Raw genomic sequence first — 26,931 nt, 5'->3', positions numbered from 1 at the left:
CCCACGAGGGGGGAGATTAGCTATCCAATCCAGCAAAGCTCTCTTCTTCAACCACTTCCACTCCACCCAATCTGAACGGCGCAAACGACACGCGGTGCAGCCGTGCCACCGGCCCATGCGCTTCGATCGCCGTGCGATGGCGGACCGTGGCGTAGCCCATATGGACTTCGAACCCGTAGCGGTCGTGGTGATTGCCGCAACCGCACATCATACGGTCGCGCATCACCTTGGCGACGATCGAGGCGGCGGCGATCGATTGCGAGCGCTGGTCGCCCTTGATCAGTGCGCGCCCCGCGCAAGGCAGCCCAGGCGGCACGTCGCGTCCATCGGCAAGGGCGAGCTTCGGTCGGACCGACAGCCCGACCAGCGCACGGCGCATCGCCTCAAGGCTGGCTTTGAGGATGTTGCTGCCGTCGATGCCCTCGGCGCTGATGGAGGCCATCGACACCGCCTGCGCGGAGCCGAGAATTCGCAGGAACAGGGCTTCACGCTGCAAATGGCTGAGACGTTTGGAATCGTCGAGTCCGTCCGGAATGTTGGCAGGGTCGAGCACCACGGCCGCGGCAACCACCGGCCCGGCCAGGGGACCGCGACCGGCCTCGTCCATCCCGGCAACAGGCCACAGACCGTCCGCCATCGCCTTCGTCTCGAAGGAGAAGTCGGGCTTCTCGATGATCTCAAAGAGAGGCGGAGAATCAGAACGCGCGCGAGCCATGTTGCGGCGAGGTTCGCATCGGCTCCGATTCTCCGCAAGTCCCTCCGGGTCGGGTGGGGCGCCGGACCGGGAGGGCACCGTCTGCAGGCCGGGGCAGGCCGGACGGGATTCTTGGTGCGCGACGGATCAAACCATCGCGACGAATTGTCTCTTCAAAGCAGCGTCAACTGCATCTGATCTTTCCCGGCGGCAACGAACTGGTCGGTCCGCAGCGTGCGTCGTTCGGCATTAAGGCCGATCCGCTTGGCGGTGATCTCGAAGCGCCGGCCGATCTGCCAGGCATAGGGTCCCGCACCCTTCATGCGCTTGCCCCATTCCGAATCGTAGTCCTTGCCGTCGCGCATCGAGCGGATCAACGACATCACATGGCGGTAGCGGTCGGGATAATGGCGCAGCAGCCAGTCCTTGAAGATCGGGCTGACCTCCAGCGGCAGGCGCAGCACGACATAACCCGCCTCGCGCGCCCCTGCGGCGCGTGCCGAATCGAGGATGCGTTCCATCTCCTGATCGGTCAGGCCGGGGATGATCGGCGCCACCATGACCGAGGCCGGAATGCCGGCATCCGAAAGCTGCCGGATCGCCTCCAGCCGCTTGGTCGGCGTCGACGCGCGCGGCTCCATGGTGCGCGCCAGCATACGGTCGAGCGTCGTCACCGACAGCGCCACCTTGGCGAGCCCGCGCTCGGCCATGCGCGACAGGATATCGATATCGCGCGTCACCAAGGCGGACTTTGTCACGATGCCGACCGGATGGCCGCGCGCTTCCAGCACTTCGAGGATTTCGCGCATGATCCGGTATTGCTTCTCGATCGGCTGGTAGGGGTCGGTGTTGGTGCCGATAGCGATGGTTCGCGGCTGGTAGCTGTCCTTCGAAAGCTCCTTGTCGAGCAAGCGCGCCGCATCCGGCTTGGCAAACAGCTTGGATTCGAAATCCAGACCCGGCGACAGGCCCATGAACGAGTGCGTCGGCCGGGCAAAGCAATAGACACAGCCATGCTCGCAGCCGCGATAGGGGTTGATCGACCGGTCGAAAGAGATGTCGGGCGATTCGTTGCGGGTGATGATGGTGCGCGGCTTCTCGACCTGTACTTCGGTCTTGAAGGGCGGCAGTTCCTCCAGCGAATTCCAGCCATCGTCGAACACGTGCCGGCTGACCGGCTCGAACCGGCCGGACGGGTTGATGCCCGCCGACCTGCCGCGGTTGCGGTCCGGGCGGACACGCACGCCGCTCTGTTCGATCATCGCATTGGCCATCTCGGCCCTTCCTGCTCCGAAAGCCGCAATATCGGCGCGCACGATCTGTTCCATCTTCGCCCGCTCCCAGGGACTGTCCATGTTGTGTCGAATCGCTCTGTTCATGAAAATATTCCTACCTTGCTGATGAGAACAAAGCAAGAACTTTCTATGGTGCGCTGCAAAAACTGGCGCTCCCCAACGCTTTCCGCTATTCGGCTGAGGATGCTCAGCGTTCTCATCGAAACCCGCAATGACGAGGAGGGCCTTGCCCGCACGCTAGCCTCGCTGATTGGCGGCGCGGTTGAGGGCGTGGTGCGTGAAGTCATCGTCTGCGACACGGGCTCCACCGACCAGACGCATCGTGTGGCCGAGCATGCCGGCTGTCAGTATGTGACGGGCGGTGTCGCTGCCGGCATCCGCCAGACCAAGGGTGACTGGCTACTGCTCCTGGAACCAGGCGCGCGGCTGATGGAGGGCTGGATCGATGAGGTTGTTGCGCACACTGCCAAGCAAACCATGGCGGCGCGGTTTTCGCGGGCGCGTGGCAGCCGTATGCCGTTCCTGGCCCGCGTTTTTTCAGGAAACCGCGCCTTGGCCGACGGATTGCTGATCAGCAAGCGCCAGGCAGCTGCCTCGGCCAAGAGTGCCGGCAGTGCCGAGGCCATCGCCCGCGGCCTCGCAACAAAGCGGCTCGACGCCGAGATCTGGATGGCGCCGGCCAGGCAGGAACGCCGCTCCCCTAAGTGATTTTTTGCAACTGCTCTGTCCATTGTGCATTGCACAAAATCTGACGCGGGTTTAGCTTCCGGTTTACGCGGGTGAATTGGGTTTGGGTCATGCCGAGCGGCGAGCACCGATGCGGCATCGGTGACGCTCTCATATCCGAGGACCCAATGAAGCTTTCAACCCCCGACACATCCGGCACGGCCAGTCTCGAGTCCATAGCGCGCAACGGCAGCCTGCTGCGGCGCATCGCCGTGCGCATTCCAACCTATCTGACGGACCTGCGTGAAAACCCTGCCTGGCTGCCGATGTTCGTGCTGGCGCGCACCATGCCTGGACGCCGCATGCATTGGCTGGGCGCAAAACGCGCCCGCCCAGCCGCCAACGCGGGGGATACGATGTTTACCGGCGTCGAACGGCAAGCGGTGGTCGAAGCGCTGCGCTCCGACGGGCTGTTTTCAGGCCTGGTTTTGCCGCCGGCGATCCATGAAGAGATCGCTGACTTCGCCGGGCGCACGCCTTGCTTCGGCAATTTCGACCGCCGTCTCGAATTCATGCCGGGGGAACATGCCGAGGCCGAGAAGCGCCTTGGCCGCTCGCTGCTCAGTGGGCATTTTTTCGAGCGCATCCTCGACTGCCCGGCCGCACTCGCCATCCAGCGCGATCCGCTGCTTCTGGATATTGCCGCGCACTATCTCGGCGGCCAGGCAAAACTGATCACGACGCGCGTCTGGTGGAGTTTTCCCACGGGTGCCGCTTCGGATGCCGACAAGAACCTCGCCTCGCTCGGCAAGTATCATTTCGACCTCGACGACTGGCGCATGCTGAAATTCTTCTTCTACCTCAAGCCGGTCGATGCCGACACCGGCCCGCATGTCTACGTCAGGGGCAGTCACAAGCGCCGCAGCCTCAAGCATCAGCTTACCCTTCTGGTCGGCCATCCCGCGCAACAGGTTCTGGATGTCTATGGCGAGCAGAGCCCGGTGACGCTGACCGGCGAGGCCGGTCTCGGCTTCGTCGAGGACCCCTTTGGCTTCCATATGGGCACCGTGCCGGCACGCACGCCGCGGCTGATGATGGAAGTCGGCTTCGGCGTATCGCCGCCGTCGCGCCGTCGGTTTCATGGCGAGCCGGTCATCCGCTGAAAGGGACGCTTTGCCTCGGCTTCTACGGAGCCGATTTGCCGCGCCGCAGATGCTCGTCCAGGCGCGGCATGATCTCGACGAAGTTGCACGGCATGTGCCGGTAGTCGAACTGCGCCTTCAGGATGCCGTCCCACGCGTCCTTGCAGGCGCCGGGTGAACCTGGCAGCACGAAGACGAAGGTGGCGTTGACGACTCCGCCGGTCGCCCGGCTCTGGATCGTCGAGGTGCCGATCTTGTCGTAGGAGATGCGGTGGAACACTTCCGAAAAACCATCCATGCGCTTTTCGAAGATCGGCTCCAGCGCTTCCGGCGTCACGTCACGGCCGGTGAAGCCGGTGCCGCCGGTGGTGATGACGACATCGACATTTTTGTCCCGTGACCACGCCAGAACCGTGTCGCGGATTTTTTCGCGGTCGTCGGTGACGATATCGCGGGCCGCCAGGATGTGGCCGGCCTCGGTGATGCGGTCGGCCAGCGTCTGGCCGGATTTGTCGTCGGCGAGGCTGCGTGTGTCCGAAACCGTCAGCACCGCGATGCGCACGGGAATGAAGGGACGGCTCTCGTCAATTCTGGCCATCAGCATCCCTCCGATGCGATGCTGCGCGTCGCCGCGACGAACCAGTCGGGCTGGCGGCCGCGGATTTCGGCGGCCGCGCGCTTGGCGACATTGCCTGTTTCGAACAGGCCGAAGCATGTCGCGCCCGACCCGGACATCCGTGAAAAACCCGATCCAGCCTTGTTCAGCCAGGAAAGCGCCCTGCCAATCGCAGGCTGCATCGCCAGCGCTGCCGGCTCGAGATCGTTGCGGGTGATCTCCAGCCAGTTGCGCAGGCTATGAAAATCGATGCTGCGCGGCAGCGGCGGCAATGCTGCGTTGTCGCGGTGGGCAAGCGCTGCGAAGACCTCCGCCGTCGAGACCGGCGTGCCTGGATTGACCAGCACCAGCCCCAGCGCCGAAAAATCCGGCACCACCGACAGTTCGTCGCCGATGCCGCGCGCGACCAGCGGCCTGGCTGCCAGGCACATCGGCACATCGGCGCCAAGCGAGAGGCCGATCCGCGCCAGTTCGGTGCCATCGATGTCCAGGGTCCATGTCTCCATCAGTCCGCGCAGCACGGTCGCCGCGTCGCTCGAACCGCCGCCGACGCCGGAGGCAACCGGCAGGTTCTTTTCGAGCCGGATCGCAACCGGCGGTGTTCTCTGGTGCCCGACCGCCTGTCGCAAAGCATCGCGCGCCCTAAGCACGAGATTGCTGGCGTCGACAGGAACGGCCGGTGCGTAGCGGCCGGACACGGTAAACTCATCGTTGTCGGCGAGCGCGATTTCGACCCTGTCGCCAAAACGCGTGAACACCGCCAGGCTTTCGATCAGATGATACCCGTCAGGGCGCCTGCCGGTGACATGCAGCGCAAGATTGATCTTGGCGTACGCAGGCCAAGTGCGCACACCGAAAGCGGTGTCCACTGCGTTTGATGTAAGCGAAATGATGCTCAGTCCTTGGCCAGCCGGTACTCGCCGGTCTTCGGATCCTTGACCAGCGTGCCCATCGTGCCGTTGGCCGCCTGCTTTTCGGTGCGCCGCACCTTGGCGGTCACGCGCTCGGCTTCGCGGATGAAGGTGCGGTAGCCGAAATAGGCGGCGACGCCAACGACGGTGAAGAAAATGATCTGCGGCATGCCAAAACTCCTCCCACGCTGGGCCGGCGAAGGCGGCCGGTAGGGCCGGTTGACGCATGTCGCCCAAAAGTAGATCCGGATACGACATGCATGAGACTTCAAACTGTCATGCTAGACGGTTTTGCCGGGTTTTCAAAGCCCGAACCGGGACCACAATGCGCGCTCTTCCGCCGCATCGATCACGCCGCTGGCCGCAGCGGCTGCGATATCGGGCACCGAGAAACCCTTGCTCGAGCCAAACAGGCCAAAGCGGCCGAGGAAACCGCGCGGCGCTGTGATCAGCCTGAGCTGGGTTTTCGCCCCAAAACGGGTCTTCAGCACCGTGCGCATGTCGCCGAGCGCATCGACCAGTCCGAGTTCGAGGCCCTTGATGCCGGTCCAGAACAGGCCGGTGAACAAGTCCGGATCGTCTTTCAGTTTCGTGCCGCGCCGCTCCTTGACGAGATCGATGAACGTGCCGTGCACCTCGAGCTGCAGCGCCTTCAGCCGTTCGACGTCTTCCTTCTTCTCCGGCTTGAATGGATCGAGTACCGCCTTGTTCTGGCCGGCGGTGTGGACACGGCGCTCGACGCCGATCTTCTTCATCAGTTCCGGGAAGCCAAACGAGGCCGACACCACGCCGATCGAACCGACGATGGAGGACGGATCGGCGAAGATCTCGTCGCCGGCGACCGCGATCATGTAGCCACCCGATGCCGCGACGTCCTCGACGAAGACCAGCACCTTTTTGTTCTTTTCGCTCGCCAGGTCACGGATACGCTTGAAGATCAGCCGCGACTGCACCGGCGAGCCGCCGGGCGAATTGATCGAAATGGCGACTGCCGGCGCATCGTAGGAAAACGCCTTCTCGATGAGGCCGGCGGTGGAGGCTAGCGACAGGCTTGGCCGGAACGGGCCGCCGCCGGCCATGATCGTGCCATGCAGCCGGATGACCGGAATGGTGACGACGGTGGAGCGCCAGGATTTCGGCAGCAGGCGGTTGATAAGGCGTTTCACGATGGCGAAGTCTCCGGTCGATGGGTCGCAGGCATGTAGGGATTTCCCGGCCAACGGCAATGTGAGGGGCCAAGAATAGCTCAATCTCCGAACAGCGAGGCGAGGCCGTTGGTGATCATTTCGCTGCGCTCATCGGGGCCGTTGCCCGATTGCGCATGCAGCATCAGGGGCGGGCGTATGGCAAGCTTTCCCCGCGCGCCGAGCGCTGCTCGCACGACAATGCGGATCGCCGCCGCGTCGGGGCGAGGGTGGACCGCAAGCATCTCGGCATCGCCGAACCGGCCGGTGATCGCATCCAGAATGGCGCCGAGCTGTTCGGGCCGCGCGATCACGGCCAGCCCGCCGTGCGGCCTGACCACAGCCGCCGCACTGCGGATCCAGCGCTCGAACAGCCCGTCCTCCATGACATGCGCCTCCTTTCGCAGGCGATCGGGTGTGGCGCGGTCACGTGCGGCGTTGAAGGGCGGGTTCATGATGACGAAGTCGAAGTCGTTGTCGGCGAGGCCGACGGCCGCCCGCGCCCTGCCCGACACGGTGACATCGGCGACCAGCACGGATGCGCGATCGCTGAGATGCGCATTGCCGGGATGGGCAAGGGTGGCCGCGGCGAAAGCCGCCATTTCCGGCGCGCGTTCGACAAGCACCGCCTCGGCGGCTTGGCAGCGCGACAGCACCGCCAGGCCGGCGGCCCCGGCACCGGAGCCGAAATCGGCGAGACGCCCGCCAAAGGAGGATGGCACGGACGCCGCTAACGTCATCGCATCCATGCCGGCGCGATGACCGCCTTGCTTGGGCTGCACAAGCCAGAACCGGCCGCGATGGAAAGCGTCGACCGTATGGGCCGGTGTGTCCGGGACAAGGAGGGCTGGTGCGGCGGACATTATTTTCCACGGATCTCGTTGGCGATGCCGGCATCGGTCAGGATGCGCCGCGCCGCGTCGGCTTTGTCGGCGTCGACCATGACGCGCCGCGGCAGGATGCCGAGCGAGCCGTCGAGCACGCTCATGTTCTGGTCGGCGACGAAGCAGCCGATGCCGGCATCGCGCATCAGCGATTCGACAAAGGAGATGATGACGGCGTCGTTGGTGCGAATGAGCTCTATCATCGGGCGAAACTCTCAGTTTGCAGCGCTGATGTAAACGGGCAGGCGGATTCCGAGCTCCGTTTGGACGCCGGTTGACATTCTGTCGCCGCCGCCGCGCCAATTCGCCACTTGCCGTGGCCGTGTCCGCCGCCCTAGAGTCCACGAAGGGACTAAGGGTGCCGTCGCACGCTCTATACCAAGACGGGAGTGATTGTCGTGGGTGTCGTTCTCAACATCGAAAACGGGAAGCGGGAGCCCGCCTCCATCAAGGATATGATCGATCTGACCGCGGCCGATATGGGGCGCGTTAATGAATTGATCCTGTCCAAGGCCGGCTCCGACGTCGAGATGATCCCCGAAATCGCCAATCATCTGATCTCGTCCGGCGGCAAACGGCTGCGGCCGATGCTGACGCTCGCTGCGGCGCAGATGTTCGGCTATGCCGGCGAGGGCCACGTCAAGCTCGCCACTTCGGTCGAATTCATGCACACGGCGACGCTGCTGCACGACGACGTCGTCGATGAGAGCGGCATGCGCCGCGGCAAGAAGACCGCCCGCATGATCTGGGGCAACCAGGCGAGCGTGCTGGTCGGCGACTTCCTGCTCGGCCAGGCCTTCCGCATGATGGTCGACGTCGGCTCGCTCGAAGCGCTCGACATCCTGTCGAGTGCGGCCTCGATCATCGCCGAGGGCGAGGTCATGCAGCTTGCCGCCGCCAAGAACCTCGAAACAACCGAGGACGAGCATTTCGCCGTCATTAAGGCCAAGACCGCTGCACTTTTTTCGGCGGCTGCCGAGGTTGGCCCGGTCATCGCCCAGGCGACGCGCAATGATCGTGCCGCGCTGCGCTCCTACGGCATGAATCTCGGCCTTGCCTTCCAGCTGATCGACGACGCGCTGGACTATGGCGGCACCAGCAAGGATCTCGGCAAGAATGTCGGCGACGATTTCCGCGAGGGCAAGGTGACCTTGCCGGTCATCCTCGCCTATCGGCGCGGCACCAAGGCCGAGCGCACTTTCTGGAAGCGTGCCATCGAGGACAATGTCACCGACGATGCCGGCCTGGAAAAGGCGATCGGCTTGATGACCCGCCACGGCGCCATCGCCGACACGATCGGACGAGCCCGCCATTTTGGCGAGATCGCCCGCGACGCGCTGGCGCCGCTGGAAGCGACGCCGCAGAAATCGGCTCTGGTCGACGTCATCGATTTCTGCATCAGCCGGGTGAACTGAGAGGCGTCACCCGGTTGCCGGCTACTTCGCCTTTTCCGGCAAAGCGAACGCGGCAAGCAGGCTGACAACGATGCCCGCCGCCGCCAGCCAGAAGGCGATCTGTATGCCGTCGGCTATCGCGGCCTTCAGCGCTTCGCCTGTCAGCCCGCCGACATGGCTGTTGGCGATCGCGATCAATGTCGCCATGCCGATCGCGTTGCCGATGTTGAGTGTCGTGCAGGCCATCCCCGAGGCAACGCCTTGCTCGTCATGCGCGACACCCGAAGCCGCGGCGATCCACATAGCGGTCCAGACGATGCCCTGTCCGACACCGGAGATGATCAGGCCGGGAACGAGAGCCAGATAGAAGCTGTCGGCTGATGCTCCAAGGACCATCAGCACTGTGCCGGCTGCCCCGATGACCATGCCCCCGACCAGGGTCGAGCGGGTCGAAAAGCGCGTCGCCAGGCGTTCTCCGAGCTGCGTGCCGGCGGCAATGGCGATCGACGGTACCAGGAAGGCCAGGCCGGTCTCCAGCGCGGTGAAGCCATGCACGGTCTGCAACAGGACGGTGAGGAAATAGGGCAGGGCTCCGAACGTTCCCATATACAGGAAGGTGATGGTCATGCCGGCGACGAGGCTGCGGTTTTGGAACAGGCGCAACGGCATCAGCGGGTAGGTGCTTCTTGCCTCGATCAGCGCGAAGGCGATGATGAAGATCGCCGCCAGCATGGCGCTAGCAATGATCGCTGGCGAACTCCAGCCATATTCCGGCCCCTGGACCAGCGTGAAGACCAGCAATGTGGCGCCTGCGGTGACGGTCAGCGCGCCGGGCAGATCGAAGTTGCGATGCTCATGTCGCTTGGGATCGCGCGGGATCATGGCAAACGCAGCGGCGATGGCGATCCCGGCCAGTGCCACGTTGACATAGAACACGGCCGGCCAGCCGAAGGCGCTGGTGAGGAACCCTCCCGCCAAGGAGCCGAGCGTCAGGCCGCTCGCCCCGGCGCCTCCCCAGACCGCTAGCGCCCGGTTGCGCTCCGGTCCCTCGGCGAAAAGGCGGTTTATCAACGACAATGTCGCCGGAAACAGGAAGGCAGCACCGATGCCTTGCACGGCACGCGCTGCGATGATGACCTCGGGTGACCAGGCGAGACCGCCGAGCAGGGATGCCAGTGCATAGAGCCAGAGCGCGAAGATGAAGATGCGGCGCTGACCGATGAGGTCGGCGGCTCGGCCTCCAAACAGCAGGAAGCCGCCGGTAAACACGGTGTAGGCGCTTACCACCCATTGCAGCGTCTGGCCGGAAAAGCCGAGGCCGGAGCCGATCTCCGGCAGCGCCACGAAGACGATGTTGAGGTCGAGCGAAATGATGAGCTGAGCGAAGGCCAGCAATGCCAACGTGGCGCCGCGCTTGGTACCGATCCCTCTTGCGGCCGCGACATCGAGCGGCGCGCCTTGATCCAGTGAACTCATATCAGTCTCCGTTTTTTAGATTCTTTATCGATTGACAAAGAATTAGAATTTGCATTCCGGAGTCAAGCAGATTATTTGTCGATCGATAAAAAATGGAGTTTTGCAATGGCGGGCCGGCCAAGGGAGTTCGATCGCGATCAGGCGCTGGAGAAGGCGCAGGACGCCTTCTGGACGCGCGGGTACGAAGGCACCTCGATGGCCGATCTGGTTTCGGCGCTGGGCATCGCCTCGGCGCGCATCTATGCGGCCTTTGGTTCGAAAGAGGATTTGTTTCGGGAAGCGGTCGGGCTCTATGAGGCCAACGAAGGCGGTTTCGCCACTCGTGCCTTGGCTGAAGAGCCGACTGCCCGGCGGGTCGTCGAGCGGATGCTGCGCGAGGCCGTCGAAACCTATACGCAGCCAGGGCGGCCGCAGGGCTGTATGGTGGTGTCGGCCGCCACCAACTGCGCCGCCGAGAATGACCGCGTGCTGGAGTGGCTGGCGGAGCACCGCCGAGCACGCACGGTGTCGATTGTCGAGCGACTGAACGAAGCTGTTCGTGATGGGGAATTGAAGCCGGATACGGATGCCGAGGCGCTGGGCGACTACTATGCCACGCTCATGCACGGTCTATCCGTGCAGGCGCGCGATGGGGTGCCGAAAAAACGCCTGCATGATCTCATCACCGTGGCGATGCAGGCGCTGGACGCCAGGCTTGCCCCGCAGCCTTGAGTCTCTCCGGGGGAGCATTCGCGATTTCGAGTGCGATTGGCTCGACAAGTCGCCCCGCCGCAAATTATCTATAAAACATGGCAAAGGGCACAGACGACACCATCGCGGTGCGCATCAGCAAGGTGCTGGCGGACCGCATCATCTCCGGCGCGATCGAGCCGGGGGCCAGGCTTCGGCAGGATCACATAGCCGCGGAATTCCAAACCAGCCATGTTCCCGTGCGCGAGGCCTTCCGCCGTCTCGAGGCGCAAGGCCTGGCCATCGGTGAGCCACGCCGGGGCGTGCGTGTGGCGTCTTTCGATCTGGGAGAGGTCAAGGAAGTCGCCGAAATGCGGGCGGCGCTCGAAGTGCTGGCGCTGCGCCATGCCGCGCCGCACCTGACATCGGCCATTCTCGATCTCGCCGAGGAGGCGACCAAGGCCGGCGACAAGTCCCGCGATGTCAGGTCGTGGGAGGAGGCCAATCGCGCCTTCCACCGCTTGATCCTGGCGCCATGCGGCATGCCGCGCCTGCTCGCCACCATCGACGATCTGCATGCGGCAAGTGCCCGTTTCCTGTTCGCGGCATGGCGCTCGGAGTGGGAGACACGCACCGATCAGGATCACCGCGCGATACTCACCGCCTTGCGGCAGGGAAACACCGAATCGGCCGCCGTGACGCTTGGGCGGCACGTCCAATGGATTGGCCGCAAGCCGGTCAGGACGGCCTCCGGGACGACGCGCGAAGCATTCGCCATCGTCGGTTAGAGCAATTCCAGCAAAAGTCTGAACCGGTTTTCCCGGGAAAGGGCGCAAAGCGCTTTCCCTTGGGAATTGCGGAAAACAAAGGTGCAGGTCGGCCTCCGTTAAAGCCAAGGCTTGCAATCTCCAGGGAAGTGTGGATTCGATAATAGATCGAAAACAGAAATTATCTATAATTTGCAATCGATCGAAGGAATCCCAATGACAGACGTCGCATTCTCATCCAGCAAGCCGTCGTTCAGCCCGCTCCGGCTTCAGGATCGTTCCCTTGCCTGGCAAGTTGGAGCCGTCGTGCTCGGCACCCTGTTCCTGGCGCTGTCGTCCTATATCGAGGTGCCGATGGTGCCGGTTCCGGTGACCATGCAGACCTTCGCCGTGACATTGATCGGCGCGCTCTATGGCTGGCGGCTTGGCGCTATCACCATTGCCGCCTGGCTGGTCGAAGGGGCCATCGGCTTTCCGGTCCTGTCCGGAGGGGCAGCGGGTGCGTCGTATTTCGTCGGGCCGACGGGCGGCTATCTCTTCGCCTTTCCGCTTGTCGGCGCCCTCGTCGGCTGGCTGGCCGAACGCGGCTGGAACGGCAAACGGGTGATGCTTGCCTTCGCCGCCATGCTGCTCGGCAATCTTACCTGCCTGATTCTCGGCACTATGTGGCTCGCCGCCATGATCGGCGCCGAACAGGCCATCACCTTTGGGTTCCTGCCTTTTCTCGTCGGCGGTCTGCTCAAGTCCGCGCTCGGTGCCGCGACCCTCATGGCCCTTCCCGGCGGCAAGGCGAAATCGGCCAATCCGTGACAATCAGGCTGCGCGCCCACCACCTCCTTTGCCTGCTCACCTATGTCGGCAAGGGATACAGCCCCGCCTTCACCGCCAATTATGACGGGATCGCGGGGCGCCTGAGCCGGGGCGAGGACATCCTCCTCGTTTCCGGCCCGGATGATGTCTGCGCCCCGTTGCTCGACGAGCCGGAACCGCACTGTCTCAACGAGAGTGTCGTCGAGCGGGACCGGCTCGCCGCGCAGGATGTGGGGGAGTTGCTGGCACGGCCAATTCGGATCGGCGCCCGCCTCGATCTCGATGCAGCGACCCTAGCCCGGATGAGGCAGGCATTTTCAGCTGGTGGCGTGCGCAAGGCTTGCGACGGCTGTGAGTGGAATGAGCTGTGCCGCACGATCGCAGCCGGCGGGTATAGCGACGCGCTGGTGCAGCGGTCTGCCTCGCCAGGCGAACGCTGACATCGGTCCGAGCCTCAGCGGTCGATCTGTGATATATTCGTCTCCGCGCAGGGCCATGGCCGAAATTCAGGAACGGAAAACTGGTGCCTGTCGCCATGGTTTGTTAATCGGGTGCCCGGATTGTGAATTCGAGGCGGATTGAAGCGTGACCCCAAAAAGGCCATGCTTTGTCAGGAAGATCGAGTCTACGCCGATCCCGCTGACGCGGAGATGGCGCCTGGCTGAAAGGGATACGATGCGGCAAGGACGTGCACGCTGGCTGGCAAGGCTGGCAATTGTGACAGGCATGGCGATCTCGGCTCTGCCGGCCTATGCCAAGCAAACCAGCGAACCGGTCAAGATCACGTCGTTCTCGGGCGCCTATCTGGCAGCCCGGATCGCCGAAGGCGACAACGATCTCGACAGCGCCATCGCCTACTACAAGCAGGCCCTGGCCTTCGACCCGAGTGACACCGGCCTGCAGCAGAGCCTCATGCTGTCGCTGGTCGCGCAAGGCCGCTTCGACGAATCCCTGGTCTATGCCGACAAGCTCAAGGAAGTGCCTGACGTCGAGCGCTTCTCGCGCCTGGCACTGGCAGTGGATTCCTTCCACAAGAAGGACTTCACCAAGGCGCAGTACTGGCTCAAGCTGTCGCTGGAATCCGATCTCGACCGGCTGATCTCCGGTGTGATGTCCGGCTGGGCGCAGCAAGGCGCCGGCGAGCCCGCCGATGCGATGGCCTCCATCGACAAGCTGCAGGGGCCGGATTGGTTCGGCCTGTTCAAGTCGTTCCATCGCGCCCTGATCGCCGATGCGTCCGGCATGCCCGAAAAGGCCGAAGCAATCTACGCCGCGACCATGCAGGACACCGCCGCCGGTGGCGCGGCTCCTGAAACCTGGATGCGCAACGCCCAGGCCTATGCCTCGTTCCTGGCCCGCAAGGGTGACAAGACCAAGGCGCTGTCGGTGCTCGATCAGGCCGAGGCGTTTTCGCCCGGCAAGCTGGAAATTGTCGCCTTGCGCGACAGAATTACCAAGGGCGACAAGATTGCGCCCTTAGCTGCTGGCCCGTCGGACGGTGCGTCGGAAATTCTGCTCGACCTCGCCACCGCGCTCAACCGTGGCGGCGGCGAGCCGTTCGTCCGTCTTTATCTGCAATATGCGCTCGCCCTCAAGCCTGACAGCGACGCAGCCCTTGTGCAGCTCGCTGCGGTGTCCGAGCAATTGAAGGACGGGGAGGGCGCCATCGCGCTCTATCGGCGGATTCCTGCCACCTCGCCGCTGAAGGAGCTTTCGGACCTGCAGCTCGGCCTCAACCTTGCCGATCTCGACCGCCACGAGGAGGCGATCACTCATCTGAAGGCTTTCGTCGACGCCCACCCCAATGACATGCGCGCCTATCTGGCGCTCGGCGGCGTCTATTCCTCGAAGGATGATTTCCGGTCGGCCGCCACTCTCTACGACAAGGCCGTCGAGGCGCTGAAGACGCCGACCGCGGCCAACTGGAACATCTTCTACCAGCGCGGCATCGCCTATGAGCGCCTGAAGGAATGGCCCAAGGCCGAGCCGAATTTCCGCAAGGCGCTGGAGCTGTTCCCCGACCAGCCGCAGGTGCTGAACTATCTCGGCTATTCCTGGGTCGACATGAACATGAACCTCAAGGAAGGCCTGGCGATGATCCAGAAGGCCGTCGACCTCAGGCCAAGCGACGGTTACATCGTCGATTCGCTGGGTTGGGCCTATTTCCGCCTTGGTAGGTTCGACGATGCGGTGCGTGAGATGGAACGCGCCGTGTCGCTGAAGCCGGAAGATCCGGTTCTCAACGACCACCTCGGCGATGCCTACTGGCGCGTCGGCCGCAAGCTGGAAGCCACCTTCCAGTGGAACCAGGCCCGCGACCTGAAGCCGGATCCCGATGTGCTTGCCACCTTGCAGCAGAAGCTGATGAAGGGCCTGCCGCCGATCGAATCCAACACGGCGCAGGAAACCCCGAAGGTCAAGCCTGAGCCGGTGCCCGCCCCGAAGGGGTGAAGTTCGCCATTTGAGTTCAATGCGAACGGGGCTCTTTTCGGAGTCCCGCTTTCGTTTGAACCACGTATCCGGCTGACCGCCTCAGAAGAGCTTGCGATAGACGACGAAGCCGGAGTGCTCGGCGACTTTGTCGTAGAGCTTCATCGCCGTGTGATTGGTCTCATGCGTCAGCCAGTACACCCGGCCTGAGCCGGCAGCCTGGGCGCGCTCATAGACGCCCTCGATCAGCGCCCGGCCGACGCCTTTCCCACGCGAGGCCTGCGTGGTGAAAAGGTCCTGCAGATAGCAATTCGGTGCGATCGCGGTGGTGCTGCGGTGGAAAAGGTAATGCACGAGGCCCAGAAGCTGTCCCTCGCTTTCGGCGACCAGTGCATGGACCGGCTCGTAGGCATCGAAGAAGCGGGACCACGTCATCTGGGTGATTTCGCCCGGCAGGGCCGTTTCGCCGGAGCGGCCATAAAATGTGTTGTAGCCGTCCCACAGCGGCAGCCATTGGTCGAAGTCCTGTCGCGCAATGGGGCGAACGATAATCGGGCTGGGCATGATTGACCTGTTGTCTTGACAAGGACGATGCATCGAACAGACATCAGGCTGCCATGGCCGGCAATGGGCCAGCCCCTCGCAATGCTTTCAACGACATGTTCACCGGGGCGCACCGGCCCGCCTTGCTTGACGCTTCGCCGCTGGGTCTCTAGGACGTGCCGGCAAGCTAGCCTGTGCTGTCGAGGCCCCCGTGACGATTGAAATCCCGACGATTGAAATCCCCGCCCATATGCATCCCAGCCGCTCGTTCCAGGGGCTGATCCTGACCTTGCACAATTACTGGGCGGCCTATGGCTGCGTCATCCTGCAGCCCTACGACATGGAAGTCGGCGCCGGCACCTTTCATCCGGCAACGACGCTGCGCGCGCTTGGGCCAAAACGCTGGAACGCCGCCTATGTCCAGCCATCGCGTCGCCCCAAGGACGGGCGTTATGGCGAGAACCCGAACCGGCTGCAGCACTATTACCAGTATCAGGTGATCCTGAAGCCCAACCCGCCGAATTTGCAGGAGCTCTATCTCGGCTCGCTGGCGGCGATCGGCGTCGATCCGTTGCTGCACGATATCCGCTTCGTCGAGGACGATTGGGAAAGCCCGACGCTGGGCGCCTGGGGGCTGGGCTGGGAATGCTGGTGCGACGGCATGGAAGTGTCGCAGTTCACCTATTTCCAGCAGGTCTGCGGCATCGAATGCGCGCCGGTGGCCGGTGAACTGACCTACGGGCTGGAACGGCTGGCCATGTATGTGCAGGGCGTCGACAATGTCTACGACCTCAACTTCAATGGCCGCGAAGGCGCCGACAAGGTCACCTATGGCGATGTCTTCCTGCAGGCCGAGCAGGAATATTCGCGCCACAATTTCGAATACGCCAACACGGCCATGCTTTTGCGCCACTTCGAGGACGCCGAGGCCGAATGCAAGGCGTTGCTGGATGCGGGTGCGCCGGCGTCGAACGACAATCTGCCGATGCACCGGATGGTTTTCCCGGCCTATGATCAGTGCATCAAGGCCAGCCATGTCTTCAATCTGCTCGACGCACGCGGTGTGATTTCGGTCACCGAACGGCAAAGCTACATCCTGCGGGTGCGCAATCTGGCCAAGGCTTGCGGTGAGGCATTTTTGAAGACGCAGGCGGGTGGCTTGGCGGCCTGAGTTTCAGGCCTGCTTCATCATCTCGAAGGAAGCTTTGATCGGCAGTAGGCTCTGGCTGCTAGCACCGTCGATCGTGCGCAATGCCTGCCGAACGCCCGGCATCGAGAAGGCACCGTGAGCCTGCGCGGTCAAGCAGGCGCCGAGTGCGAGGATCTGCAGAAGTCTGGATGCCGTTTTCATGGTCGTTGAGCCAATAGTTCCCTGCCTGAGCGTGGGTCGCTCCAGCGCTGCGTTCGGTTCATGGAAATCTTTGATCCAAGGACGGGCGGGATCGTCTCGTCCCGACAGGACGGCCAAAATTTGTGTAAAGGGTGACAGCAGCCAGCCGAGTTGCTATGCCCCGCCCGGACCACTCTCCCGCATGAGCTGACCCCGATGCCTGACCTGCTTCTAGAACTTCGCTCCGAGGAAATCCCTGCGCGCATGCAGCGCAAGGCGGCGGGTGATCTCAGGAAGATGCTGACTGACGGCCTGGTCGAGGCGGGGCTGACCTATGAGGCGGCGCGCGAGTACTGGACGCCGCGGCGTCTGACGCTCGATATCCGGGGCCTGACCGCTCGTTCGAAGGATATCCGTGAGGAGATCAAGGGGCCTTCGACATCGGCGCCCGAACAGGCGGTCCAGGGTTTCCTGCGCAAGGCCGGACTTTCCTCGATTGCCGAGGCGCATGTCCATTCCGATCCGAAGAAGGGCGATTTTTATGTCGCCCACATTTCGAAGCCGGGCAGGGCGGCGGAAGAGATCATCGCCGAGCTGGTGCCGGGCATCATCCGCAATTTCCCGTGGCCGAAATCGATGCGCTGGGGGCCGGCCTCGGCCAAGCCCGGTTCGTTGCGCTGGGTGCGGCCGCTTCAATCGATCCTGTGCACCTTCGGCCCGGAGACCGAGGAGCCGGTGGTGGTCGATTTCGAGATCGACGGCATCCGCTCCGGCAACATCACCTACGGCCACCGCTTCCATGCGCCTGATGCCATTACGGTACGCCGCTTCGACGATTATGTCTCCAAGCTGGAAGCGGCCAAGGTCGTGCTCGATGCCGACCGCCGCAAGGAGATCATCCTTGCCGATGCCCGCAATCTCGCCTTCGCCAACGGGCTCGACCTGGTCGAGGACGACGGGTTGCTGGAAGAGGTGTCGGGGCTGGTCGAATGGCCGGTCGTGCTGATGGGCGAGTTCGAAGAGGCTTTCCTGGCCATTCCGGCCGAGGTGATCCGACTGACCATCCGCGCCAACCAGAAGTGCTTTGTGACGCGGCCGCAGGGCGTCGACGACGCGCTTTCCAACCGCTTCATCCTCACCGCCAACATCGAGGCCAAGGATGGCGGCAAGGAGATCGCCCATGGCAACGGCAAGGTGGTGCGCGCCCGCCTGTCCGACGCGCTTTATTTCTGGACGACCGACCAGGGCGATTTGCCTGACCTCGGTGAGCTCAAGGCATCGGCGGAAAAATTCGGACTTGATCTCAAGAAACCGCTCGACCAGCGCATGGCCCGCCTCGATCATCTCGGCGTGACTTTCCACGCCAAGCTCGGCACGCAAGGCGAGCGGGTGGAGCGGATCAAACTATTGGCGGAAGAACTGGCGCCGATCGTGGCGCAGTCGATCTCTCCCCTTGAGGGGGAGATGGCCGGCAGGCCAGAGGCGGTCGCCTCGCATGAAGCGCCGGCATCCTCTCTCGCCAATAAGGAGTTGCGTCCCGTCGTGCCGACCCCCTTTGTCGCCTTCGGCGACATCTCCCCCTCGAGGGGCGAGATTGCCGCGCTCGCGGGTCGCGCTGCTGTCCTGGCCAAGGCCGATCTCACCACCGAAGTGGTTGGCGAGTTTCCTGAATTGCAGGGCGCCATGGGCCGCAAATATGCGCTGCTCCAAGGCGAGCATCCTTCCGTGGCCGCTGCCATCGAGGAGCACTATAAGCCGCAAGGCCCGTCCGACTATGTGCCGAGCGATCCGGGGTCGATCACCGTGGCACTCGCCGACAAACTGGACACGCTGGCCGGGTTCTGGGCCATCGACGAAAAGCCGACCGGGTCAAAGGACCCCTATGCGCTGCGCAGAGCGGCGCTGGGTGTGGTGAGGATCATACTGGAAAACAGGATCAGGCTTTCCCTGGGTGTCGCCATTGCAGCGACGGTGGCCTCGGCGCTGGCAGCATATGAACGACTTGGCGAGGGGGCCGAGAGTCGTGGTGTGGTCACGATGCTCGATTCCCGCATCCGCGAGTACAAAGGGGCAAGCCGGCTGCTGTCGGAAGCCGGCTTGATCTCCAACTTGTTGAAGGACGGGCTAGCAAACGCAAATTCACAAACCTTCGGCTCCGCCGATCAGGAACGAGAGTTCTTCGATGGCCAGCGTATGATGGAATTGGAAGCATCGCTTTCGCCATTCATCGCCGATCTCGTCGCCTTCTTCCACGACCGCCTGAAGGTCTATCTGCGCGACCAGGGTGCACGCCACGATCTGATCGATGCAGTGTTGTCGGCAGGGGGCGCTGTCCCGCCGACCTCTCAGCGCGAAGCGCCCCCCTCTGCCCTGCCGGGCATCTCCCCCTCAAGGGGGGAGATCGGCCAATCGTCCAACGACGACCTGCTGCAGATCGTGCGCAGGGTCGAGGCGCTGGGCTCCTTCCTCGACACCGAGGACGGCAAGAACCTGCTTGCCGGCACCAAGCGTGCGGCCAACATTCTGGCCGCCGAGGAGAAGAAGAAAACGGCGGTCGCCGAAACCGTTGTGCCGGCTCTGTTTCGCGAGGATACCGAGAAATCGCTGTTTGCGGCGGTGAATCAGGCCGAGAAGCAAGCCGGCGAAGCGGTTCAAAACGATGACTTTTCCGGCGCCCTGCTGGCGCTTAGCGTTTTGCGCGAACCGGTTGATTCATTCTTTGAGCATGTTCTCGTAAACGATGAGGACGTGTCCGTGCGTGCCAACCGCCTGGCGCTGCTCGCCCGCATCCGCGCGGCCACCAATCAGGTCGCGGATTTCTCGAAGATAGCCGGTTAAGGCGAAGAAAATATTCTTTGCCGCCGGCCGTTCGCGCCGGCTTACAGTCATATGGCGATGACCTCTCCGTGGCAAAAGGGACATGTTCCCCAACCCCACGGAGGCTTCCATGAATTCCGATCACGACATCGAAGTGACAGAAGAAACCCCGGCTCCGGCCGAGGCGCTTGAATCCGCTTCCGAAACCATCCTCGATCATGCCGCCGCCGCCGCTGTCGAAGCCGCTGACCTGTCTGACGATGACGGCGATGATGAAGAAGGCGAAGAGTCTGCCGAAGCCGCCACGCTCTCGGATGACGACGAAGAAGATGAGGACGAAGACGACGACGACAAGGAAGAAGCCGCCTGAGATTTCAGCCGCTATTGACGAAAAAGGGCGGCGCCAACGCGCCGCCCTTTTTCGTCATCCCTTCCGGGTGCTGCCCCGTCAGTTCTCGAGAATGCTGACGCGCACGCTGTTTTCGTAGACGTCGACCTGGATCAGCGGCTCGCCATTGACGATCGCGCGCTTGGTCGAGGAGCTCATGGCGCCGCCGCGCTCCAGCATGCGTTGCAAGTCGGCGCGCTGGTCGTTGGTCCTGAACCAGCCATCGCCCTCGTCGTCGCTGTCGCGGCGGTGGAATTTGTGCCAGTTGGCGCGGTCCTGCCGCACCATTTGCGCGGCATTGTCCAGCGCATAGCCATCACTCGCCTGATGATCCCGATCGGAAATGCGCGCAACATAAGATCCCAGCATGTCGTCGGCATGAGCCGTTCCGACGCCAAGCAGTGACGCCAGCAGAATGCCTGCCGCGGTGACGATTCCAGATTTTCTCATGGTCAACCCCCTTTGCCCCTAGCGATGAAATCCCGTCTGCAGGAGCCGCCTGACGAAATCTAGCCGATGGCGCCCTCACGGCTGAAATAAACCGAAGCGGGGTTTGCCCGGCAATGGTGCGCCGGGCGCCAGACCGCCGTCAAGTCACGCCAACAACGTCAGGCTGCCGTTGAGCCGGGGCTACTTGGCATAGCCGTTGGGAGGCATCCGCTCACCTGCTGCCTCCCCCGGAGCACTCGGCGGGGTGGATTGGGCCTCAGCGTTGCCCGAGGGTGCCGCGGAGGCCGTTGCCGGCGCGGAGCCTGCCGCCGGCGCGGTCTCGGCGGCTGGCGCGGCACCTGTCTCTGGTGCAGCGGTTGGCGCTGGCGCCGGGAAGTCGGGACCAGTAACGCCGCCACGAATGACCATCGGGCCTGATTGGAAGCCGTGCCTGGCCTCTGGCTTGTCCGGGATCGCCGCCACCTTTTCATCGGTTACGTCGGGCTGCGCTTCCCCTATTGCCACCACCGACTTCGGATCGCTGGCGTTGACTGCATCGGCGGTTTTAGGCTGGCTGGGGGCACCGATCCTGACGATCGATGGTGTCGAGGAAGGCGCACCCGGAAAAACCAGTGACGAGGCCTGAGCCCCACCGGTCACCGCGGCCAGAACAATCCCCATCAGTATGCGCACAGACACTGACATAGCTCCCCTTTTACCCAGAAGCTGCTCAATAGCAGGCCGCAATTGATGCGGGCTTTCGCGGAAACGTAGCATTTTAGGAATTGATAAATCGCCAATGCCCCGATTTGTCCAACAACAGAGTTGCCCAACAGCCGGCTTGCCCAACGGCCGCCATCGTATTACGCACCCCGCATCTGTGAGGTGACGAGAGTGGCTGAAATACTTAGCTCGGGCGAGGCCCTGGAGCGGGCGCTGGCGCTGCTCCGGGCCGGCGATGTCGTCGCCATCCCGACGGAAACCGTCTACGGGCTTGCCGGCGACGCCACCAACGGCATCGGCGTGGCCCGCATCTTCGAAGCCAAGGGGCGCCCTCGCTTCAACCCGCTGATCGCCCACGTCGCCGACATGGCGATGGCCGAGCGCCTCGCGCTGTTCGATCCGCTGTCGACGAAACTGGCGCTGGCGTTCTGGCCCGGTCCGCTGACGCTGGTGTTGCCGCAACGGCCTGGCAACGGCATCCATCCATTGGTCACCGCCGGGCTCGATACGATTGCCTTGCGCATGCCGAGGGGCTTTGGCGGCGATCTGATCGCCAGGCTGGGCCGCCCGCTCGCAGCGCCCAGCGCCAATTCATCCGGCAGGATCAGTGCAACGACCGCGCAAGCGGTGGCGGCCGATCTCGGCGCGCGCATAAAGCTGGTGGTCGATGGCGGCGCCACCCCGGTCGGGTTGGAATCGACCATCGTCAAGGCCGAAGGGGGCAGAGTGCGGCTGCTGAGGCCCGGCGGCATTGCCGCCGAGGAAATCGAGGCGGTCATCGGCATGGAACTGTTGCGCGGCGGCACCACCGGCGTCGAGGCGCCGGGCATGCTCGCCTCGCACTATGCGCCGGGCGCTGCGATGCGGCTCAACGCCGGCACGGTCGGCGAGGGCGAGGCCTTGCTCGCCTTCGGCGGCCAGCGGGCGGAAGGCTGGCGACACGCCAGTGCCTTCCTCAATTTGTCTGAAACCGGAGACCTGCGCGAAGCGGCGAGCAATCTGTTCGCCTACATGCAGGAACTCGACAGCAGCGGCGCACAGGCCATCGCCGTCGAGCCGGTTCCCTTCGACGGTCTCGGAGAGGCGATCAATGATCGCCTCTCGCGCGCGGCCGCCCCTCGTGACAACACACAAGCCACATCATAGCTTTCCCCATGACCGAAAATTCAAACAGACTCGATCCCGCTCTCATCGATCGCTTCGCGGCGATCGTCGGCGACAAATATGCGTTGCGTGACGAGCACGACATCGCGCCTTACCTCATTGAACGGCGCGGGCTCTGGCACGGTGCGACATCGCTGGTGCTGCGGCCGGGCAGCGTCGACGAGGTCAGCCGAATCATGCGGCTGGCGACCGAGACGGGCACGCCAATCGTGCCGCAAAGCGGCAACACCGGCCTGGTCGGCGCCCAGGTGCCGGACAGATCCGGCCACGAGATCATCCTGTCGCTGTCGCGGCTGAACCGCATCCGCGAGATCGATGTCCTGTCCAACACGGTGACGGTAGAGGCCGGTGTCATCCTGCAGACGCTGCAGGAGGCGGCGGATGCCGCCGACCGGCTGTTCCCGCTGTCGCTGGCCGCGCAAGGCTCCTGCCAGATCGGCGGAAACCTGTCGTCCAATGCCGGCGGCACCGGCGTGCTTGCCTACGGCAATGCGCGCGAACTCTGCCTCGGCGTCGAAGTGGTGCTGCCGACCGGCGAGGTTTTCGACGATCTGCGCAAGCTGAAGAAGGACAACACAGGCTACGACCTGAAAAACCTGTTCGTCGGCGCCGAAGGCACGCTCGGTGTCATCACCGCCGCCGTGCTCAAGCTGTTCCCGAAGCCGAAGGGGCGCGAAGTCGCCTTCGTCGGCCTGTCGTCGCCTGAAGCGGCACTTTCCCTGTTCAGCCTGGCCATGGATCGTGCCGGGGCGGCACTCACAGCCTTCGAACTGATCGGCAAGCGGCCATATGATTTCACGCTGGCGCATGCCCAGGGCGTGGTGCGGCCCTTGGTCGGGGACTGGCCGTGGTACGTGCTGATGCAGATTTCATCGGGCCGTTCACCGGAGGATTCGCGGGCGTTGATCGAGGACGTGCTCTCGGCGGGCCTCGATCAGGAATTCGTCGGTGACGCCGTCATTGCGGCGAGCCTCGGACAGGGGGATGCCTTCTGGAATTTCCGCGAACTGCTGCCCGAAGCGCAAAAGTCGGAGGGCGCCTCGATCAAGCACGACATTTCGGTGCCTATTGCGTCGATCCCGCGCTTCATCGAAGAAGCCGCCGGCGCGGTGGCGTCGGTGAGCGCCGGCGCCCGCGTGGTCTGCTTCGGCCACATGGGCGACGGCAATCTCCACTATAACATCTCGCGGCCCGTCGACGGCGACGACGAGGCATTTCTCGCTCTCTATCATCCCATGAACAAGGCGGTGCACGACGTGGTGCGCAGCCTGCACGGTTCGATCTCGGCCGAGCATGGCATCGGCCAGTTGAAGCGCGACGAACTGATCGCCACCGCGCCGCCGATGGCGATCGATCTGATGCGCCGGGTGAAGGCTGCCTTCGACCCTGCCGGCATCATGAATCCCGGTAAGGTTATCTGATCCTTTCGACATATTGTGGCTGGTGGGATTCCGATAACCATCCCTGAGATCAGCAAAATTTAACCGACTTTCTTAAGCGCGGCGGTAAGAAGCCGGCGCTACTGTCTCCATACAAACGAGGCTGGAAAAACCGGCCCGGAGAGAACCGGACACCGGCTCTCAGGAGACAGACAGGAAGGCACTCTATGAGCATGAACACCGGACTGAAGCCAGTCTGGGCGGGACGCAACATGCGTCTCGACCCATTTCGCCTGCCGCAAGTGGTGAGCTACGCGACACGCGACGACTACGGCGATGTGACCTTCACCATCGACCAGCGCGGCGCCGTGATCCGCCGCCTGCTCGAGATGAGCGGTCTGCCCGCGATCATCGTTCTGCCCGCCAATGCGTTCCGCGGCGTTGCCGCCCGCGCCATGGAGGATCCCGAGGGCAATGTCACGGTGACCCTGGAACTCCTGCACAACGATCCGATGCTTTCGGTGCCGCTGTTGGTCGCCGACGATCTCGACGATGTCGCCGCCGACTGGCGCGCCTGGGCCGACGCTTACCGTCTGCCGATGCTGCTGATCGAATCGGATGGCGTTGCCCGCACCCTGGAAGAATCGCTCGGCGCCGCCATCAAGACGCTGCCGCCGCAGGATCGCCGCAAGGGACGCATTTCGAACACGCGCCGCCCGCGCTTCCTCGCCCGCCGCAGGGCCGGCGACCTTGGTCTCAGGCTGGTCATCGACGGCCAGGAGATTATCTCGCGAGAGTAGCTTAGCCGCTGCGCCGCGCCGGTTTCGCAAGCGTACCATGGCTCAGACCGATGCAAGGTTCGTGAAGGAACGAGGTTGCGAATGCAATACGCGACGGGGCAGACGATCAAGATCGGCGACGAGGTTATTGCCGACGGCATGCAGGGAGTGATCGTCTGCGACTTGGATAATCGTGAGTTTGCAGAAGGCTATGACACATGGGATATGCCCACGACTGAAACACTGGGCGGCGGCATCCTGTCCTAAGGTGTGATGATCGAGACCGTCGAAGCAGGCATAATCCACTACGTGGCTGGAAGCGGCGCGATCGATTTCGTCCGATCCGCAAACGGATAGCCAATGGACCAGTCGGCCTCGGCAGCGTGATGAGGCGTAACGCCGGACTTTCTGGAAGGTGGTTTCAATCTTTCCAGCTCAAATTGACTTAAACCAGCGGCTTCAGCGCCACCCACACGGCGCCGCCGATCAGGCCGAGGAAGATCAGCCAGCCGACCTGATTGTTCGATCGGAACAGCCGCAAGCATTGGTCCGGATTGTCGATATCCAACACCGCGATCTGCCGAGCCATATGGGCGCCGGCCGCGATCAGCCCGGCCAGCGCCACCACCGGCGCCTGCGCCGACGCGAAGGCAATGGCGAAGCAGATCAGCGTGCCGCCATAAAGCCCTGCCAGCCAAGCCTTGGTGTTGTCGCCGAACAGCCTTGCCGTTGAGCGCACGCCGACAATGGCGTCATCTTCCTTGTCCTGATGCGCGTAGATCGTGTCATAGCCGATCACCCACAGGATTGAGCCGATATAAAGCATGACAGCAGGCCCATCGAGATCGCCGAACTCGACCGCCCATCCCATCAGCGCGCCCCAGGAAAAGGCAAGGCCAAGCACCAGTTGCGGCCAGTTGGTTATCCGCTTCATGAACGGATAGATGGCTATGGTGGCCAGCGAGCAGATGCCGAGCAGGACGGCGAAGCTGTTGAACTGTATCAGCACCACGAGGCCGACCAGTGCCTGCAGGACGAGAAACAGCCATGCCCGCCGGCGCGTGGCCTTGCCCGACGGCAGCGGCCGCGAGCGCGTGCGCTCGACCTGGTTGTCGATGTCCTCGTCCACGAGGTCGTTGTAGGTGCAGCCGGCGCCGCGCATGGCGATGGCGCCGGCCAGGAACAGCACGAGATACAATGGCGACGGCAGCAGCGAGAGGAGCGGGTCGCCCGGACGCGGATAAGCGCTCGCCGCAAGGGCGGCTGACCACCAGCACGGCCACAGCAGCAACTGCCATCCGATCGGCCTGTCCCACCGGGCAAGCTGCGCATAGGGCCATATCGAGCGCGGCAGCACGCGGTAGACCCAATGGCCGTTCGGCGCATCGGCGACACGGCCCTGGGCCGCTTTCGACTGGATGTTTTCCATCCCCTTGGAGTGGCAGCAGCGGCGGAAACCGTCAAGCGTCAAGCGGTGGAGCGGCGCCCCTCAGCCTTTCACGAGGCAAAGATGTCGCGGGTGGAGAACCAACCCTTGGCCACGTCGACGAAGGCCAGCGCCGCATTCGACACACGCTGATGCGTGTCATAGGTGAGTAGGATCCGCTGCATGGGCAGCGGATCCGATAGCGGTTTGCAGATGAGCGGCAGCCCGTCATAGCTGCGGTCGCCATGCGGGCGGGTGTAGCTGACCGCGACGCCGAAGCCGTTGGCGACCATGCTGCGCTGCAGTTCGAACGAGCTTGTCGTCATGTCGGCCACCGGCGAAAGGCCACGGCTGCGGAACAGGTCGAGCATATGCTGCCAGCTGTGCGGCTGGTCTGTGGTGATCAGCGGATAGGCGGCCAGATCGGCAAGACTGACCGTTGGCCGGTCCGCCAGGGCATGGCCCGCCGGCAGCAGCGCGTGCGGACGAAGTTCGCGCAGCAGGACGCGGGCGAAATGTGTCGGCAGGCTGAGATCATAAGTGAGGCCGAGATCGATGGCGGCATCGCCGAGCCGTCGTCCCAGCGTCTCGAACGTCTCGTCGCGAACGACGATTTTCACGGCCGGATAGCGTTCGGAAAAGGCGCGAATGAGTGCCGGCGCGAAGAACGGCGCCAGATCCTCGAAACATCCCAGCACCAACTCCCCGCCGACAGCCGATCTGCTTGAACCCAGGCCGACAAGTTCGTCCGTTTCGGCGAGAACCTGTCTTGCCTTGGCCACGACGGCGCGGCCGAACGATGTCGGCGATACGCCGCTTCCCCGCTGGCGGACGAACAGCTTCTGGCCGAAATTCTTCTCGACCGCATCGATGGCCACCGAAATCGACGGCTGCGAGACGTTCAGCACCTTGGCCGCTCCGGTGACGCTGCCGTGGCGCGCCACGGCGACGAGATAACGCAATTGGGTGAGGGTTACATTCATAGGGCGGTCCTATGTACCAAATGGAAAGTTAT

At 63.5% G+C, this 26,931-nt stretch carries 30 protein-coding genes; 15 read left to right on the top strand and 15 right to left on the bottom strand.

Features of this window, described 5'->3' with window-relative positions:
• Window positions 1-16: 16 nt before the first annotated feature.
• Together ACSQ3L_RS25635 and ACSQ3L_RS25630 are read right to left on the bottom strand one after the other, a co-directional pair.
• Complete coding sequence (locus ACSQ3L_RS25635; protein WP_436162441.1) at window positions 17-715, bottom strand: ribonuclease HII; 699 nt, start codon at window positions 713-715, stop codon at window positions 17-19.
• Between the two features lie 152 nt (window positions 716-867).
• Entirely contained in the window at window positions 868-2,022 is a 1,155-nt protein-coding gene (locus ACSQ3L_RS25630; protein ID WP_436163526.1) for a PA0069 family radical SAM protein, read from the bottom strand.
• A gap of 150 nt (window positions 2,023-2,172) precedes the next feature.
• Here ACSQ3L_RS25630 and ACSQ3L_RS25625 point away from each other — a divergent pair, with 150 nt between their 5' ends.
• Window positions 2,173-2,697, top strand: a complete 525-nt coding sequence (locus ACSQ3L_RS25625) for a glycosyltransferase family 2 protein (protein ID WP_436162440.1) — start codon at window positions 2,173-2,175, stop codon at window positions 2,695-2,697.
• 146 nt (window positions 2,698-2,843) lie between these two features.
• Window positions 2,844-3,818 carry a hypothetical protein gene (locus tag ACSQ3L_RS25620; protein ID WP_436162439.1) on the top strand — a complete coding sequence of 325 codons (975 nt, stop codon included), beginning with the start codon at window positions 2,844-2,846 and terminating at the stop codon, window positions 3,816-3,818.
• A gap of 22 nt (window positions 3,819-3,840) precedes the next feature.
• Here the strand turns inward: ACSQ3L_RS25620 and moaB are convergent, their stop codons facing one another.
• The 6 genes from moaB to ACSQ3L_RS25590 all read right to left on the bottom strand — a co-directional run bounded on the left by moaB (window position 3,841) and on the right by ACSQ3L_RS25590 (window position 7,595).
• Complete coding sequence (gene moaB, locus ACSQ3L_RS25615) at window positions 3,841-4,395, bottom strand: molybdenum cofactor biosynthesis protein B (protein WP_436162438.1); 555 nt, start codon at window positions 4,393-4,395, stop codon at window positions 3,841-3,843.
• Entirely contained in the window at window positions 4,395-5,282 is an 888-nt protein-coding gene (locus ACSQ3L_RS25610) for a 4-(cytidine 5'-diphospho)-2-C-methyl-D-erythritol kinase (protein ID WP_436162437.1), read from the bottom strand. The genes moaB and ACSQ3L_RS25610 overlap by 1 nt, the downstream gene beginning before the upstream one ends.
• Window positions 5,283-5,308: 26 nt before the next feature.
• Window positions 5,309-5,494, bottom strand: a complete 186-nt coding sequence (locus ACSQ3L_RS25605; RefSeq protein WP_292185499.1) for a hypothetical protein — start codon at window positions 5,492-5,494, stop codon at window positions 5,309-5,311.
• Between the two features lie 132 nt (window positions 5,495-5,626).
• Complete coding sequence (locus ACSQ3L_RS25600) at window positions 5,627-6,490, bottom strand: S49 family peptidase (protein ID WP_436162436.1); 864 nt, start codon at window positions 6,488-6,490, stop codon at window positions 5,627-5,629.
• Between the two features lie 80 nt (window positions 6,491-6,570).
• Window positions 6,571-7,371 (bottom strand): tRNA1(Val) (adenine(37)-N6)-methyltransferase, encoded by an 801-nt coding sequence (locus ACSQ3L_RS25595; protein WP_436162435.1) that lies wholly within the window; start codon window positions 7,369-7,371, stop codon window positions 6,571-6,573.
• Complete coding sequence (locus tag ACSQ3L_RS25590; protein ID WP_023759075.1) at window positions 7,371-7,595, bottom strand: putative signal transducing protein; 225 nt, start codon at window positions 7,593-7,595, stop codon at window positions 7,371-7,373. Before ACSQ3L_RS25590 ends, ACSQ3L_RS25595 begins: the two co-directional genes overlap by 1 nt.
• Window positions 7,596-7,790: 195 nt before the next feature.
• Between ACSQ3L_RS25590 and ACSQ3L_RS25585 the strand changes: the two genes are divergently transcribed.
• On the top strand, window positions 7,791-8,807 hold the full coding sequence (locus ACSQ3L_RS25585; RefSeq protein WP_436162434.1) for a polyprenyl synthetase family protein: 1,017 nt from the start codon (window positions 7,791-7,793) through the stop codon (window positions 8,805-8,807).
• Window positions 8,808-8,828: 21 nt separating this feature from the next.
• Here ACSQ3L_RS25585 and ACSQ3L_RS25580 read toward each other — a convergent pair whose 3' ends face one another.
• Window positions 8,829-10,262, bottom strand: coding sequence for an MFS transporter (locus tag ACSQ3L_RS25580; RefSeq protein WP_436162433.1), 1,434 nt, complete (start codon window positions 10,260-10,262; stop codon window positions 8,829-8,831).
• Between the two features lie 105 nt (window positions 10,263-10,367).
• Here ACSQ3L_RS25580 and ACSQ3L_RS25575 point away from each other — a divergent pair, with 105 nt between their 5' ends.
• From ACSQ3L_RS25575 to ACSQ3L_RS25555, 5 genes are all read left to right on the top strand, one after another.
• Entirely contained in the window at window positions 10,368-10,973 is a 606-nt protein-coding gene (locus ACSQ3L_RS25575; RefSeq protein WP_436162432.1) for a TetR/AcrR family transcriptional regulator, read from the top strand.
• Window positions 10,974-11,050: 77 nt separating this feature from the next.
• Window positions 11,051-11,719, top strand: a complete 669-nt coding sequence (locus ACSQ3L_RS25570; protein WP_436162431.1) for a GntR family transcriptional regulator — start codon at window positions 11,051-11,053, stop codon at window positions 11,717-11,719.
• A gap of 195 nt (window positions 11,720-11,914) precedes the next feature.
• The gene (locus ACSQ3L_RS25565; protein ID WP_436162430.1) at window positions 11,915-12,508 is read left to right on the top strand and encodes a biotin transporter BioY; all 594 of its coding nucleotides are present in this window, start codon (window positions 11,915-11,917) and stop codon (window positions 12,506-12,508) included.
• Window positions 12,505-12,948, top strand: coding sequence for a DUF1284 domain-containing protein (locus ACSQ3L_RS25560; RefSeq protein WP_436162429.1), 444 nt, complete (start codon window positions 12,505-12,507; stop codon window positions 12,946-12,948). The genes ACSQ3L_RS25565 and ACSQ3L_RS25560 overlap by 4 nt, the downstream gene beginning before the upstream one ends.
• A 235-nt stretch (window positions 12,949-13,183) precedes the next feature.
• Window positions 13,184-14,959, top strand: a complete 1,776-nt coding sequence (locus tag ACSQ3L_RS25555; RefSeq protein WP_436162428.1) for a tetratricopeptide repeat protein — start codon at window positions 13,184-13,186, stop codon at window positions 14,957-14,959.
• A gap of 81 nt (window positions 14,960-15,040) precedes the next feature.
• On the opposite strand, the gene ACSQ3L_RS25550 is transcribed toward ACSQ3L_RS25555, so the two are convergent.
• On the bottom strand, window positions 15,041-15,502 hold the full coding sequence (locus ACSQ3L_RS25550) for an N-acetyltransferase family protein (protein WP_436162427.1): 462 nt from the start codon (window positions 15,500-15,502) through the stop codon (window positions 15,041-15,043).
• 229 nt (window positions 15,503-15,731) lie between these two features.
• On the opposite strand from ACSQ3L_RS25550, the gene ACSQ3L_RS25545 reads away from it, so the two are divergent.
• Window positions 15,732-16,652 (top strand): glycine--tRNA ligase subunit alpha, encoded by a 921-nt coding sequence (locus tag ACSQ3L_RS25545; protein WP_056581147.1) that lies wholly within the window; start codon window positions 15,732-15,734, stop codon window positions 16,650-16,652.
• A gap of 3 nt (window positions 16,653-16,655) precedes the next feature.
• On the opposite strand, the gene ACSQ3L_RS25540 is transcribed toward ACSQ3L_RS25545, so the two are convergent.
• Entirely contained in the window at window positions 16,656-16,832 is a 177-nt protein-coding gene (locus tag ACSQ3L_RS25540) for a hypothetical protein (RefSeq protein ID WP_436162426.1), read from the bottom strand.
• 195 nt (window positions 16,833-17,027) lie between these two features.
• On the opposite strand from ACSQ3L_RS25540, the gene glyS reads away from it, so the two are divergent.
• Window positions 17,028-19,649: a glycine--tRNA ligase subunit beta gene (gene glyS / locus ACSQ3L_RS25535; RefSeq protein WP_436162425.1), complete on the top strand. Its 2,622-nt coding sequence runs from the start codon at window positions 17,028-17,030 to the stop codon at window positions 19,647-19,649.
• Between the two features lie 109 nt (window positions 19,650-19,758).
• Window positions 19,759-19,998 carry an ATPase gene (locus ACSQ3L_RS25530; protein WP_436162424.1) on the top strand — a complete coding sequence of 80 codons (240 nt, stop codon included), beginning with the start codon at window positions 19,759-19,761 and terminating at the stop codon, window positions 19,996-19,998.
• Window positions 19,999-20,076: 78 nt separating this feature from the next.
• Here ACSQ3L_RS25530 and ACSQ3L_RS25525 read toward each other — a convergent pair whose 3' ends face one another.
• Window positions 20,077-20,466: a hypothetical protein gene (locus ACSQ3L_RS25525; RefSeq protein WP_436162423.1), complete on the bottom strand. Its 390-nt coding sequence runs from the start codon at window positions 20,464-20,466 to the stop codon at window positions 20,077-20,079.
• 180 nt (window positions 20,467-20,646) lie between these two features.
• Window positions 20,647-21,150 carry a hypothetical protein gene (locus ACSQ3L_RS25520; RefSeq protein WP_436162422.1) on the bottom strand — a complete coding sequence of 168 codons (504 nt, stop codon included), beginning with the start codon at window positions 21,148-21,150 and terminating at the stop codon, window positions 20,647-20,649.
• Between the two features lie 189 nt (window positions 21,151-21,339).
• Between ACSQ3L_RS25520 and ACSQ3L_RS25515 the strand changes: the two genes are divergently transcribed.
• From ACSQ3L_RS25515 to ACSQ3L_RS25500, 4 genes are all read left to right on the top strand, one after another.
• A complete protein-coding gene (locus tag ACSQ3L_RS25515) occupies window positions 21,340-22,314 on the top strand; it encodes an L-threonylcarbamoyladenylate synthase (RefSeq protein ID WP_436162421.1) in 975 nt (324 codons plus the stop codon).
• 8 nt (window positions 22,315-22,322) lie between these two features.
• Window positions 22,323-23,753, top strand: a complete 1,431-nt coding sequence (locus ACSQ3L_RS25510; RefSeq protein WP_436162420.1) for an FAD-binding oxidoreductase — start codon at window positions 22,323-22,325, stop codon at window positions 23,751-23,753.
• A 191-nt stretch (window positions 23,754-23,944) separates the two neighbouring features.
• A complete protein-coding gene (locus ACSQ3L_RS25505; RefSeq protein WP_292185556.1) occupies window positions 23,945-24,511 on the top strand; it encodes a DUF6101 family protein in 567 nt (188 codons plus the stop codon).
• Window positions 24,512-24,592: 81 nt separating this feature from the next.
• Window positions 24,593-24,757, top strand: coding sequence for a hypothetical protein (locus tag ACSQ3L_RS25500; RefSeq protein ID WP_436162419.1), 165 nt, complete (start codon window positions 24,593-24,595; stop codon window positions 24,755-24,757).
• Window positions 24,758-24,935: 178 nt separating this feature from the next.
• Here ACSQ3L_RS25500 and ubiA read toward each other — a convergent pair whose 3' ends face one another.
• Together ubiA and ACSQ3L_RS25490 are read right to left on the bottom strand one after the other, a co-directional pair.
• Window positions 24,936-25,919: a 4-hydroxybenzoate octaprenyltransferase gene (gene ubiA, locus ACSQ3L_RS25495; RefSeq protein ID WP_436163525.1), complete on the bottom strand. Its 984-nt coding sequence runs from the start codon at window positions 25,917-25,919 to the stop codon at window positions 24,936-24,938.
• A gap of 68 nt (window positions 25,920-25,987) precedes the next feature.
• Complete coding sequence (locus ACSQ3L_RS25490) at window positions 25,988-26,899, bottom strand: LysR family transcriptional regulator (protein WP_436162418.1); 912 nt, start codon at window positions 26,897-26,899, stop codon at window positions 25,988-25,990.
• Window positions 26,900-26,931: the final 32 nt, after the last annotated feature.

It is taken from the genome of Mesorhizobium sp. LjRoot246, from assembly GCF_964254115.1.
Lineage (GTDB): Bacteria > Pseudomonadota > Alphaproteobacteria > Rhizobiales > Rhizobiaceae > Mesorhizobium.
Note: the sequence above shows the minus strand (reverse complement) of the source record. Positions and strands in the feature narration are given on the sequence as shown.